The organism is Rhodococcus sp. KB6, from assembly GCF_001445685.1.
Classification (GTDB): Bacteria; Actinomycetota; Actinomycetes; order Mycobacteriales; family Mycobacteriaceae; genus Rhodococcus_F; species Rhodococcus_F qingshengii.
Window position 1 is genome coordinate 1 of the sequence record NZ_LNAK01000049.1, and the last position, 14,092, is coordinate 14,092.

Annotated in this window: 2 protein-coding genes; both read left to right on the forward strand. The window is 61.1% G+C overall.

Annotation, left to right across the window (positions count from 1 at the left end; genetic code table 11):
• Window positions 1-10: 10 nt before the first annotated feature.
• Window positions 11-5,239, forward strand: coding sequence for a non-ribosomal peptide synthetase (locus ASU23_RS11165; RefSeq protein ID WP_253741289.1), 5,229 nt, complete (start codon window positions 11-13; stop codon window positions 5,237-5,239).
• 93 nt (window positions 5,240-5,332) lie between these two features.
• The coding region (locus ASU23_RS11170) for a non-ribosomal peptide synthetase (RefSeq protein ID WP_156423127.1) at window positions 5,333-14,092 on the forward strand (8,760 nt) is incomplete at its 3' end.

Genomic DNA, 14,092 nt, shown 5'->3' on the forward strand with positions numbered 1-14,092 from the left:
GTCGTATATGGTGCCGTCGCAGTTTGTGGTGTTGGATGCGTTGCCGCTCAATGCTTCGGGGAAGTTGGATCGGAAGTTGTTGCCGGAGCCGGTGTTCGAGGTTGCGGTGTTCCGGGCTCCGGTGACGGCCGTGGAGGAGATCGTTGCGTCGGTGTTTGCCGAGGTGTTGGGTGTTGATCGTGTGGGTCTCGATGACGATTTCTTCGAGCTCGGCGGCAACTCTCTCAACGCCACTCGCACGATCAAACGAATCGCCGATGCTCTCGACACCGAACTTTCGGTTCGAGTTCTGTTCGAAGCATCCACGGTGCAGGATCTCGCAGCGCACGCCGAAAGCCGGACCGGGTCGGGTGGGCGAGTCGCGCTGACCGCGGTCGAGCGGCCAGAGCGGATTCCGCTTTCGTTGGCGCAGCAGCGTATGTGGTTCCTCAACCGATTCGACGGGAGTGCAGCGGCATACAACATCCCGATGGCGCTGCGCCTTCAGGGCGATCTTGACGTCTCGGCGCTGAGCGCGGCGATTTCTGATGTGATCGGGCGGCACGAATCACTTCGAACCGTCTACCCGGAAATCGGAGACGGTCCGGTGCAGGTCGTCAAGCCCGTGTCGAGTTGGTCGGACGAAATCGTCGCAGAACCGACTGGCGTGGACGAACTCGAAGGTGAGTTGGTCGCGCTGGCGTCGACGCGCTTCGACGTCACACGCGAGATTCCGATTCGTATCCGGTTGTTCCAGTTGGCTTCCGACGAATACGTACTCGGTGTCGCGATTCATCATATTTCCGCCGACGGTTCCTCGATGGCACCGTTCGCTCGGGATGTCGTGACCGCATACGCCTCGCGGGTTGCCGGGTACACACCGTCCTGGGCTCCTCTCGACGTTCAGTACGCCGACTACAGCCTGTGGCAGCGAGAGGTGCTGGGCAGTGAGGAAGACGCGGGATCTATTGCTTCGCAGCAGATTGCGTATTGGAGCAATGCTCTTGCCGGGCTGCCTGATCAGCTTGCACTTCCCGCCGACCGGCCGCGCCCCGCGACGCAGTCATTCCGCGGTGGTTACCTGGACTTCGATATCGATGCAGAGTTGCATGCTCGGTTGAGCGGTCTTGCCAGGGCAAACAATTCGACGCTGTTCATGCTCACGCACACTGCGTTCGCGATGTTGTTGGCTCGACTGTCCGGAACCGAGGACATCGCGGTGGGTACACCCATTGCAGGACGTGGTGAGCGGGCACTCGACGATCTCATCGGCATGTTCGTGAACACCTTGGTGTTCCGTACGCAGATCGACAGCGGCGCGCCGTTCCTCGACCTGCTCGGACGTGTCAGGCAGACCGACCTTCAAGCATTTGCACATTCGGACGTTCCTTTCGAGCGACTCGTGGACGTGCTCAACCCACCACGTTCGACCGCTCGTCATCCGCTCTATCAGGTCGGCTTCCTCTTCCAGAACATGGAAACCGGAGGGCTCGAGCTTCCGGGGCTCACCGTCAAGGGCGTCGATATCGACAACGGGGTCGCGCAGTTCGATCTTCAGTTGATCGTCAGTGATCGGTACGACGCGAACGGATCTGCAGCCGGCATCACGTCGATGTTCAGCTACGCGCATGATCTGTTCGACGAGTCGACCGTGCAGGACTTCGCCGATCGATTCGTGCGATTGCTCGCGGAGATCGCGTCCGATCCGTCGTTGACCGTCGGCGACTTCGCGCTGCTGGATTCGTCCGAGAGCGACCGGATCCTGAACCGCTGGAACGAGACCGATCACTCCGTCCCGGGAGTCACTCTGGTCGAACTGTTCGACGAGCAGGTCGGTTCGAACCCGGGTGCGGTGGCAGTGATCGCCGGGAACACGTCGCTGACCTACGCCGAGTTCGATGCACGTGTGAACCGTCTCGCACGCCATCTGATTGCAACCGGTGTCGGTCCGGAGTCGTTGGTCGCGTTGGCAATCGAGCGATCGGTCGAACTGCTGGTCGCCATGTACGCGGTGGTGAAGGCAGGTGGTGGATACGTACCGATCGATCCGAACCACCCGGCGGACCGCATCGAGTACGTGTTGACCATGGCAGATCCGGTCTGCGTCCTCACTGCCTCGACCACTGCGAAGAATCCGGCGTTCGGTGATTCCGTGATCGAGGTGGACACGATCGATCTCGCGTCCTACGCGGAAGCGACGGTTACCGATGCGGATCGGATTGCTCCACTGCGAGTGGGCAACACCGCCTACGTGATCTTCACGTCGGGATCGACGGGGCGACCGAAGGGCGTCGCGATCTCGCATCAGGCGGTGGTCAACCAGATTCTCTGGAAGCGCGATCAGTACAGCCTGGACCGATCCGATGCGATGGTGCTCAAGACCGCGGCAACGTTCGACCTCTCGGTCTGGGAGTTCTGGTCGGCACTGACTTCCGGTGCACGACTGGTGATTGCCGAACCCGAAGGTCACAAGGACCCGAGCTACCTGCTCGACCTGATGACCCGGGAGAAGATCACGACGCTCCACGTGGTGCCGTCGATGCTCGCGATGTTGCAGTCGGCATCGGAAAATGGCCTTCCGGAATCACTTCGTCAGGTGCTTGCGATCGGTGAAGCGTTGCCGGCCGCGACCGCGACCGAGTTCGCAGAACTCAGCGACGCCCAGTTGGTGAATCTGTACGGTCCGACCGAGGCCGCAGTCTCGGTGACAGCGCACGTCGTCGGCTCGGACGATACGACCTCGGTGCCGATCGGTGCCCCCGAATGGAACACGCAGGTGTTCGTGCTCGACACACGTTTGCATCCGGTCCCCGTCGGAGTCACCGGGGAGCTTTACCTCGCCGGTGCCCAGCTTGCTCGCGGCTATCACGGGCGCGCGGATCTGACGTCGGAACGATTTGTGGCCAACGTCTTCGGTGACGCGGGTTCGCGGTTGTACCGCACGGGCGACCTCGTCCGGTGGACGGAGAACGGCGAACTCGACTACGTGGAGCGCGCCGACTTCCAGGTCAAGATCCGTGGCTACCGCATCGAACTCGGTGAGATCGAAGCGCTTCTTCGCAAGCAGGCCAGCGTGGACTCCGCGGTGGTGGTGGCCAAGTCGGATGCGCGTACCGGTGATCGACTTGTCGGCTACGTCGTTCCTCAAAGCGGGGAAAGCATCGATGTCGAAACCTTGAAGCGGACTCTTGTGGCTGAGTTGCCGAGTTACATGGTGCCGGCGGCATTGATGGTCTTGGACGAACTACCGCTCAACATCAACGGCAAGGTCGATCGCAAAGCCCTGCCCGACCCCGAATTCGAGGCGACCGAATTCCGTGCGCCGACCAACCCCGTCGAAGAGATCGTGGCGGGTGTGTTCGCTGACGTACTCGGTGTGGCGAGGGTCGGACTCGACGACGACTTCTTCGAGCTCGGCGGAAACTCTCTCGTCGCGACGCAGGTCGTGTCGAGGCTGGGTGAGGCGTTGGACGCGCAGATTCCGGTCCGCGTGATCTTCGAGGCGTCGACTGTCGGGGCATTGGCGTCGAGGGTTCTCGAACACGCGGGATCTGGTGGCCGCCCACCGTTGGTGGCTCAGGTGCGTCCGCACGAGATTCCGCTGTCGTTGGCGCAGCAACGTATGTGGGTGCTCAATCAGTTCGACAAGACCTCGGGTGCGTACAACATCCCCGTCGCGATCCGGCTGTCCGGCGCACTCGATGTCGACGCACTTCACTCAGCGGTGTCGGATCTGATCGAGCGTCACGAAGTGCTCCGGACGGTATACCCGGACCGGGGCAACGGACCGGTTCAGATGATCCTGCCTCGCTCCGCAGCGGCGGTGGGACTGGAAGTGATCGCAACCGACGAAGCGTCGGTCGCCGAGCAGGTGGCTGACACAGTTCGCGAGGGCTTCGATGTCACGACAGCCGTTCCGTTGCGAATCCGTCTCTTCGAGGTCGACGAATCCGAGCGGGTCCTCGTCGTTGTCATTCACCACATCAGCGGTGACGGCTTCTCGATGGCTCCGTTGATCAGAGACACCATGGTTGCGTACACCGCACGTATCGGCGGGGAGACCCCGGAGTGGGCTCCGCTCGAGGTGCAGTACGCCGACTACACGCTGTGGCAGCGTGATGTCCTCGGATCGCCGGAGGACGCGGACAGTCAGCTGGGCCGTCAACTCGCGTACTGGGTGAACGAGCTCAAGGGCACTCCGGAGCTTCTGGAACTGCCGACCGACCGGCCGCGGCCGGCGCGGGCCAGCATGCGCGGTGCGGAATTCGAGTTTGCCGTCGATTCCGAGACCACGGACCGGCTCGCGACGATCGCACGGGAGCAGAACTCGACAGTCTTCATGGTGGTTCACACTGCCCTGGCCGTGCTGTTGGCGAAGATGAGTGGATCGAACGACATCGCAATCGGTACGCCGATCGCGGGTCGAGGTGAGCGGGCGCTCGACGATCTTGTCGGGATGTTCGTCAACACGTTGGTCTTGCGAACGGAGATCGCGCCTGCTTCGACGTTCGTCGACGTTCTGGCACACGTGAAGGACAAGGACTTGTCGGCATTCGCCAATGCCGACGTACCGTTCGAGCGGTTGGTCGACGAACTGGGGCGAGAGCGCTCTCACGCATACTCGCCGCTCTTCCAGGTCATGCTCACCTTCCAGAACATGGCTCTCGGTACGTTCCAGCTCCCGGGCCTCGAGCTCTCTGCGGTCGACAACGGTTTCGACCAGGCGATGTTCGATCTGCAGCTCACCGGTATCGAGCAATTCGACGATGCCGGGGTGCTGTCCGGGCTGAGGATGCGTTTCACCTATGCGACCGACCTGTTCGACGAATCGACCATCGCGCTTTTTGCGGCGCGATTCGGGCGGGTGCTCGAAGAACTGGTGACCGATCCCGGGGTCGTGATTCGCACGATCGACATCGTGACCGAGCAGGAACGTGAGGAAGCGAGCGCTGCCGAGCCGAAGTCCGCGGCGGACCTACCCGAACTGGCAGCCGCAGCGGCGGCCGCCGATCCTGAGGCAATTGCGTTCACCCACGGTGATCAGGCTGTCACCTTCGGTGAGTTGTCGACCAAGCTCGTTGCCATGCGTACCGCCATGGGGGCTGCTCTCGCCCCCGATGCTCTGGTTTCTGTGTCGCTCGCCGGACTTGTTCCGGGCATCCTGCCGGCACTTGGCGTCGACGGTCTCGCCACACTTGTGAGCTCGGTGATAGCTGACGCACAGTCGGTGTCAGCGGGCCGTGGGGGTACGGCCGGGTAACATTCAGTATTTGCCCAGTGAACGCCTCCGGCCGAGCAGAACGCTGTGCTCGACCGGGGCGCACTTCACGAAAGTCAGTTGGAGGAAGTGTAGATGTCCGTCGGTATTCCGGGACCGCAGTCGCTGACGATCGAAGATCTGCCGAAGTTGGTGGCTGCAGTTGCGGCGGTAGATCCTGATCGTGTGGCTCTGAGCCACGGTGGAACCGAAATCAGCTACGGACGACTCAATGACGAGTTGGTCACTCTCGACACCGCGATGGGTGGGGCATTGGGGGCGGATGCCCTGGTTCCTGTTGTCGTTTCCACGGTGCTGCCAGAGCTGATCGGCAGCGAGGCCGACGGTCTCGGCGCGGTGGTCGACCGTCTCATCACCGACGGCACTTCGATCGTGGAGGTCGCGTCGGAGTCCGATGCACACGTGACCCTCGCAGGACTCTTCGACGAGCAGGTCGAGCGGACGCCGGATGCGCTCGCGCTGGATTACGCCGGAACGCAGCTCACTTACGCGCAGTTCGACGCGCGGGCGAACCGCCTGGCCCGTGAACTCGTCGCGGCAGGTGTCGGACCGGACAGCCTCGTCGGTCTCGCGATGCGTCGATCGATCGATCTCCTCGTCTCGATGTACGCGATCGTCAAGGCCGGCGGCGCGTACGTTCCACTCGACCCGGATCATCCTGCCGACCGTCTCGCTTACGTACTCGAGATCGCGAAGCCCACGGCTGTGCTCACACGTACGTCCGATGCCGTGGTGCTGCCGCACGGTACGCCCACGCTCGACGTCGACACCCTCGACTTGTCGGGTCGTGCCGAGACAACTGTCACCGACGCCGACCGGTTGGCGCCGCTGCGCGCGGACAACACTGCGTATGTCATCTTCACGTCCGGATCGACCGGACGCCCCAAAGGCGTTGCAGTCTCTCACCGTGCCATCGTCGCGAACCTGCAATGGCGTCAGACCGAGTACGGATTCACTGCCGACGACGTGATCTTGCAGAAGACACCCTTCACTTTCGATGTGTCCGTGTGGGAGTTCTTCTGGCCGCTGCAGGTCGGTGCATCGCTGGTGATCGCGGAACCCGACGGACATCGTGATCCGGTGTACGTGGCTCGCACGATGATCGAGCGCGGAGTGACGGCGGTGCACTTCGTGCCGTCGATGCTCGCCGTGTTCGTCGCCGAACCCCTTGTTGCGCAGGTCAAAACCCTTCGCTACGTGTTCGCTTCCGGTGAGGCGTTGCCGGCTCGAACGGCGGCACGTCTGCGCGAGGTCAGCAGCGCTGGACTCCACAACCTGTACGGCCCGACCGAAGCCGCCGTCGACGTGACTTATTACGAAACCGGCGAGCAGGATCAGGTGTCGGTGCCGATCGGTGCAGCAGTTGCGGACACCGAGCTCCTGGTGCTCGACGATGCGCTGCGGCCCTCGCCGTCGGGTGTAGCAGGAGAGCTCTATCTTGCCGGGATTCAGCTGGCCAGGGGATACGTGTCGCGTCCCGATCTCACGGCAGACCGCTTCGTGGCGCGGCCCGGCGCTACTGACGGATCCCGGATGTACCGAACCGGAGACCTGGTGCGCTGGCGCGGTGCCGGAGCGAACCGTCAGCTCGAATACATCGGTCGCACCGACTTTCAGGTCAAGCTCCGCGGTCTGCGCATCGAGCTCGGTGAGATCGAGGCGGCACTGCTCGATTGCGAAGGTGTTTCCCAAGCCGTGGTGATCGTCCATTCGGACGAAACGATCGGTGACAACTTGGTGGCCTACATCGTCGCCGAGGGTATCGATTCTGAGAATCTGACGTCGTCGCTTGGCGAACGGCTACCCGACTACATGATCCCTGCCATGTTCGTCGAACTGGACGAGTTTCCGCTCAACGCCAGCGGCAAACTGGATCGAAAGGCTTTGCCCACACCCGAATTCGCGTCGAAGACGGTTGAGTATCGCGAGCCCGCGACACCCACCGAAGCCGGTGTGGTCGCGATCTTTGCCGATCTACTCGGGCAGGATCGGGTAGGGGCAGATGACGGCTTCTTCGAACTTGGCGGCAACTCATTGCTCGCCACTCGCGTGGTTGCGCGGATCAATGCCGAACACGGCATCGCCATCGACATGCGCAACTTCTTCGACGCACCCACCGCCGCAGAACTTGCCGTCTTCATCGACGAAGCGAAAATCTCAGAAGACCGCAAGGCTCACGTTCCCCTGATCCCTCGCGAGCGCCCCGAGTTGGTTCCGCTGTCTTTGGCACAGCAGCGCATGTGGTTCCTCAATCGATTCGAACCAGAATCGGCAGTCGACCATATTCCGGTCGCGCTGCGGCTCAGCGGAGCGCTCGATGTCGATGCGTTGCAAGGCGCACTCGAGGATTTGATCGAGCGGCACGAGATCCTTCGGACTGTGTACCCGGAGGTCGACGGCGTCGGATATCAGCGCCTGGTCGACATTGCAGCCGTGGTACCGAACCTGACTCCCATACGGGTGGACGAGTCGGCGATCGTCGAGCGCGTGACCGACTTCGTGACTCCGGGATTCGACGTGACCACCGAGGTTCCGATTCGGGCGGCACTCTTCCAATTCGCCGCCGACGAATTCGTCCTCGTGTTCGTCGTCCATCACATCAGCGGTGACGGGTTCTCCATGGGACCGTTGACCAAGGACATCGTTTCGTCTTATGTGTCTCGGACACAGGGAATTTCGCACGATCTTGCTCCGCTGCCCGTACAGTTCGCCGACTTTGCACTGTGGCAGCGCGAGGTTCTCGGCAGTGAAGACGACCCGGATTCTCTGATCACTCGCCAGGTCGACTACTGGCGCCACGCGTTGGCCGGTATCCCCGATCAGCTCGATCTTCCGTCGGACCGCCCGCGCCCGCGCGTCGCGTCGAACCGGGGAGCCGGGCACACATTCACGATCGAGCCGGATCTCCACCAGGCTCTCAATCGAATTGCGCTCGACAACAACGCATCTCTGTTCATGGTGTTGCACAGTGCCGTGGCGATTCTGCTGGCGCGGTTGTCGGGGACTTCGGACATCGTGATCGGCACTCCGGTCGCCGGTCGAGGCGATCAAGCTCTCGACGACCTGATCGGAATGTTCGTCAACACACTCGTCCTCCGCACGGAGGTTGATCTCGAAGCTTCGGCACGGGACATGATTTCGCGGGCGCGCGAATCCGACCTCAGCGGCTTCGGGCACGCCGATGTGCCATTCGAACGACTGGTGGAGGTACTCAACCCCGCCCGGTCTCAGGCACGGAACCCGTTGTTCCAGGTGATGCTCTCGCTGCAGAACTTGGGACAGAGCATGCAGCAAAGTCTGGAGGTTCCGGGACTGCGCATTTCCGGTCTGGACGTAGAGTCGTCGGCCGCGAAGTTCGACCTCCAATTCACTGTGTGGGAATCTGATACCGCGGACAAGGTCGGTGGTTTGACCGTCGCACTGGTCTATGCGACCGACCTGTTCGACGAGTCGTCTGCCAAATCAATCGGAAAGCGGTTGATTTCAGTTCTCGAAGCAGTGGTTGCCGATCCCTCGGTTCGGGTTGGTGATGTGGATATGTTCGATTCGGGTGAGCGATCTTTGGTGCTCGAGTCGTGGAATGGCACTGCGCATGAGGTTGCGGATGTGTCGTTGGTGGACGTGTTCGATGCTCAGGTTGCGGCGTCGCCGGATTCGGTAGCTGTGTCGTTCGAGGGTGTTTCGCTGTCATATGCGGAGTTCGATTCGCGGGTGAATCGTCTTGCCCGGTACCTGGTTTCGGTGGGTGTGGGACCGGAGTCGTTGGTGGGTGTGGCGGTACGTCGGTCGGTTGATTTGTTGGTTGCGGTTTACGGCGTGCTCAAGGCTGGCGGTGGGTATGTTCCGGTGGATCCGGATCAGCCTGCGGAGCGCAATGCGTACGTGTTGGAGTCGGCGTCGCCGGTATGCGTGATCAGTACCTCTGACGTTGGATTCGATGCCGGTGTGGTACCGGTGGTCGAGGTTGATGTTGTTGATGTGTCTGGTTTTTCGGATACCTCTGTTTCGGATATCGATCGGGTCTCGCCTTTGCGGTCGGGCAATGCGGCGTATGTGATTTTCACGTCGGGGTCGACGGGGCGTCCGAAGGGTGTGTCGGTTTCGCATGCGGCGATTGTGAATCGGTTGGCGTGGATGCAGGACGAGTACGGGTTGGATTCGTCGGATGTGGTGTTGCAGAAGACGCCGTTCACGTTCGATGTGTCGGTGTGGGAGCTTTTCTGGCCGTTGCAGGTTGGTGCTCGGTTGGTGGTGGCTGTGCCGGATGGGCATCGTGACCCGCGGTATTTGACGTCGGTCATTGTGGGGGAGGGTGTGACGACGGTGCATTTCGTGCCGTCGATGCTCGAGGTTTTCGTGACGGATTCGTCTGTGGCTGCGTGTGTTTCGCTGACTCGGGTGTTCGCGTCAGGTGAGGCGTTGCCGGCGAGTGTTGTTGCCGATGTGTGGGCTGTGTTGCCGGGTGTCGGGGTGCACAATTTGTATGGTCCGACCGAGGCGGCGGTGGATGTGACGTTCCACGAGGTGGTGCCGGCGGATGTTCTGGGGGTGCCGATCGGTGCTCCGGTATGGAATACGCAGGTGTTTGTTCTGGACTCTCGATTGAGTCCGGTGCCGGTAGGTGTTGCGGGTGAGCTGTATCTGGCGGGTGTTCAGCTGGCTCGTGGGTATGTGGGTCGGCCGGATTTGTCGTCGGATCGATTTGTGGCGAATCCGTTCTCGGGTGATGGTGGGCGGATGTATCGCTCCGGTGATGTGGTGCGGTGGACTGCGTCGGGCGAGTTGGAGTACATCGGGCGTAGTGACTTTCAGGTGAAGTTGCACGGTTTGCGGATCGAGCTCGGTGAGATCGAGTCGGTGATTCGTGAGCACGAGTCGGTGTCGTCGGTAGTTGTGGTTGTGCGTGAGGATGTGTTGGTTGCGTACGTTACGGCCGCTGGTGGTGTGGTGGACGTTGACGAGTTGAAGAGAGTTGTTGCGGGTCGTCTGCCGGGTTACATGGTGCCGGCGGTGGTGATGGTGCTGGAAGAGTTGCCGTTGGGTGTGTCGGGGAAGTTGGATCGGAAGCTTCTTCCGGATCCGGTGTTCGTGGCGCGCGAGTTTCGGGCACCGTCGAGTGTCGCCGAAATCGCTGTGGCCGGCGTCTTCGGAGATGTTCTCCGGTTGGAACAGGTCGGTCTGGATGACGACTTCTTCGAGCTCGGCGGAAACTCTTTGGTCGCAACGCAGTTGGTGGCTCGCGTAGGTCAAGCGCTCGACACTCAGGTTCCGGTGAGGGTGTTGTTCGATGCTTCGACTGTCGAAGGTTTGGCAGCGCAGGTTGAGTTGATCGCAGGGGCAGGAGGGAGGACCGCGCTCGTGGCCCGCCCACGGCCGGCGTTGATCCCACTCTCACTAGCTCAGCAGCGAATGTGGTTCCTCAGCCGCTTCGATCCTGATTCTGCCGTCAACAACATTCCAATCGCATTGAATATCAAAGGCGTCCTGAATGTTTCGGCGCTGAGGCATGCGATTTCTGATGTAATCGAACGCCACGAGTCGCTCCGGACCGTCTATCCGGAGCAAGGTGGACAAGGACACCAGGTAGTCCTCCCGTCGTCCGAGGTGCCGGTTGAACTGACACCGAAGGTCATCGACGCCTCGCATATTCACAACGAACTTCTGAGTTTCGCGCTCCAGGGTTTCGACGTGACGTCAACCGTTCCGGTTCGAGTCGGGTTGTTCGAACTTGCAGAGGATTCGTACGTTCTGGCCTTCGTTGTGCACCACATCGCAGCGGACGGCTTCTCGATGCGCCCGTTGACTCGGGATGTCATGGTTGCCTACACCGCTCGGGTTTCGAACGGCGTTCCGAATTGGACTCCGCTCGAGGTGCAGTACGCCGATTATGCACTCTGGCAGCGGGAGGTCCTCGGCGACGAGGACGACCCGGATTCGTTGATCTCGGCTCAGCTGGACCACTGGCGCTCCGTCCTCCGTGATTCTCCGGAAGTGCTTGCGTTACCGGCTGACCGATCCCGCCCGGTCGTCGCCTCGAATCGTGGCGCTACGTATCGCTTCTCCGTCAGCGAAGAGATTCGGTCGAGCTTGGACTCACTCGCACGCGAGCGGAACGCATCGCTGTTCATGGTGGTGCATTCGGCCCTCGCCGTGCTTCTCGCAAGGTTGTCCGGTACCAGTGACATCGTGATCGGTACTCCGGTTGCAGGGCGAGGCGAAAAGGCGCTCGACGATGTGATCGGTATGTTCGTGAATACACTGGTCCTGCGGACTCCTGTTGACCTCGCCAGTTCGTTCAGTGCGCTCGTCTCGGCAACGCGGAGGACAGACCTTCAGGCGCTCGGCAATGGCGATGTTCCGTTCGAGCGGCTGGTCGAGGTGCTCGATCCCACCCGATCGCAGGCACATCACCCGCTGTTCCAGGTCGCGTTGTTCTTCCAGAACATGTCGCAGGATGCTTTGGAGCTTTCGGGATTGGAAGTCTCAGGCGTCGAGTTCGATGCCGGTATCGCGAAATTCGATCTTCAACTTACTCTCGCTCCCCGCGTCGAAGATGCGCTCGAAGACGGCATGTTCGCCGAGTTCGCATACGCCACAGATCTGTTCGACGAGTCGACGATTCGTGGATTCGCCGATCGGTTCACCAGGATCCTCGAACAGGTGGTCGTGGATCCGTCGATCACCGTGGGTGACATCGAGCTGTTGGACGAGGCCGAGCGCGAGTCGCTGTTGACTGCGCGCAACTCCACCGCACATGACGTCGGGAACAGTGAGACATTGGCTTCGCTGTTCGACACTCGCGTTGCGTTGGCACCCGATGCTGTTGCCGTGGTGTTCGACGGCCAGTCGCTGACCTATGGCGAGTTGTCGGAACGTGTGAACAAATTGGCACGCAAGCTGATCGAAGATGGTGTCGGGCCCGAATCGTTGGTGGCCTTGGCGATGCGTCGATCGCTCGATCTGGTAGTAGGTATGTACGCGGTGATCGCCGCGGGCGGAGCCTACGTGCCCTTGGATCCCGATCACCCCGCCGAGCGAATCGGGCACATCCTCACGACGGCCGATCCAGTCTGTGTGCTGTCGACGACGAGGGACGCTTTCGTAGCGCCGAACGGCGCCGACGTGCTGTTGATCGACAATGTCGATCTTTCGAGCTACTCGGCTTCAGTCATTTCCGATGCTGATCGTCGCGGTCGTCTGCATGATGTGAATGCCGCCTACGTGATCTTCACCTCGGGTTCCACGGGCAAGCCCAAAGGCGTTGCGGTGTCGCATCACGCCATCGTGAACCAGGTCCTGTGGATGCAGGATCAGTACGCCATCGGCCCAGAAGACGTCTATTTGCAGAAGACTGCTACGACATTCGACGTCTCGTTGTGGGGATACTTCACTGCGCTTTTGTCCGGTACGAGAGTGGTGCTGGCATCTCACGACGGCCATCGAGATCCCGCGTATCTGGCTCGTCTGATCGAAGATCATCGGGTGACGCTGACGGACTTCGTTCCATCGATGTTGACCGTCTTCGCGACTTCGGTTCCGGAACACGCATTGGTGTCACTGAGGGACGTATTCGTGATCGGTGAGGCATTGCCGGTCGAGACGGTGCGTGCATTCGCTCAGGTGTCGTCTGCAGGCCTGCACAATGTGTACGGCCCAACCGAGGCTGCGGTCTCGATCACCTACTACGAGGTCGATGGATCGGAATCAACAGGGATTCCGATCGGGGTGCCCGAGTGGAACTCGCAGGTCTACGTGTTGGACAGTCGGTTGCAGCCGGTGCCGGTAGGCGTTGCGGGTGAGCTGTATCTGGCCGGTGATCAACTGGCGCGCGGTTACGTCGCGCGACCCGATCTCACCAGTGATCGTTTTGTCGCGAACCCATTTGTGGAGGCGAGCGACACGAACGGTGAAATCAATCCCGGTGGCAGTCGGATGTATCGCACCGGGGACCTGGTGTGGTGGAACACCGCAGGCGAACTCGAGTATGTCGGGCGTACCGATTTTCAGGTCAAATTCCGTGGTCAGAGGATCGAACTGGGTGAGATCGAGTCAGCTCTGCTGGCGCATTCGACGGTAGCTCAGTGTGTGGTCACTGTGGCATCCACCGATACGGGCGATCAGCTGGTCGCATATGTGATCGCGGTCCCGGATTCTGTGATCGACGTAGAAGTCTTGAGGAATGCGCTTCCTGAATCGCTACCTGTCTACATGATTCCGAACGCGATCATGGTCTTGGACGAGTTGCCTCTGAACTCGTCTGGGAAGTTGGATCGGAAGTTGTTGCCGGAGCCGGTGTTCGAGGTTGCGGTGTTCCGGGCCCCGGTCACGCCGGTAGAACAAATTGTCGCTTCTGTTTTCTCGGCGGTACTCGGGGTCGAGCGAGTGGGTCTGGATGACGACTTCTTCGCACTCGGCGGAAACTCTTTGATTGCTACTCGAATGGCCGCTCGGTTGGGGCAGGCGCTCGATGCACAGGTTCCGGTGCGGGTGTTGTTCGAGGCGTCGTCGGTGGAGTTGTTGGCTGCGCGGATGGAGTCGGAGATTGGTTCGGGTGCGCGGGCGGCGTTGACGGCTCGGGTGCGTCCGGAGCGGGTGCCGTTGTCGTTGGCGCAGCAGCGGATGTGGTTCTTGAACCGTTTCGATACGTTGTCGTCGGCGAACAATATTCCGGTGGCGATTCGGTTGTCGGGGTTGTTGGATGTGGCGGCGTTGGACGCTGCGGTGTCGGATGTTGTTGTGCGGCATGAGATTTTGCGGACGGTGTATCCGGAGGTCGACGGTGTCGGGTTCCAGGAGGTGTTGTCTGCGGATCGGGTGCGGTTGGATTTGTCGCCG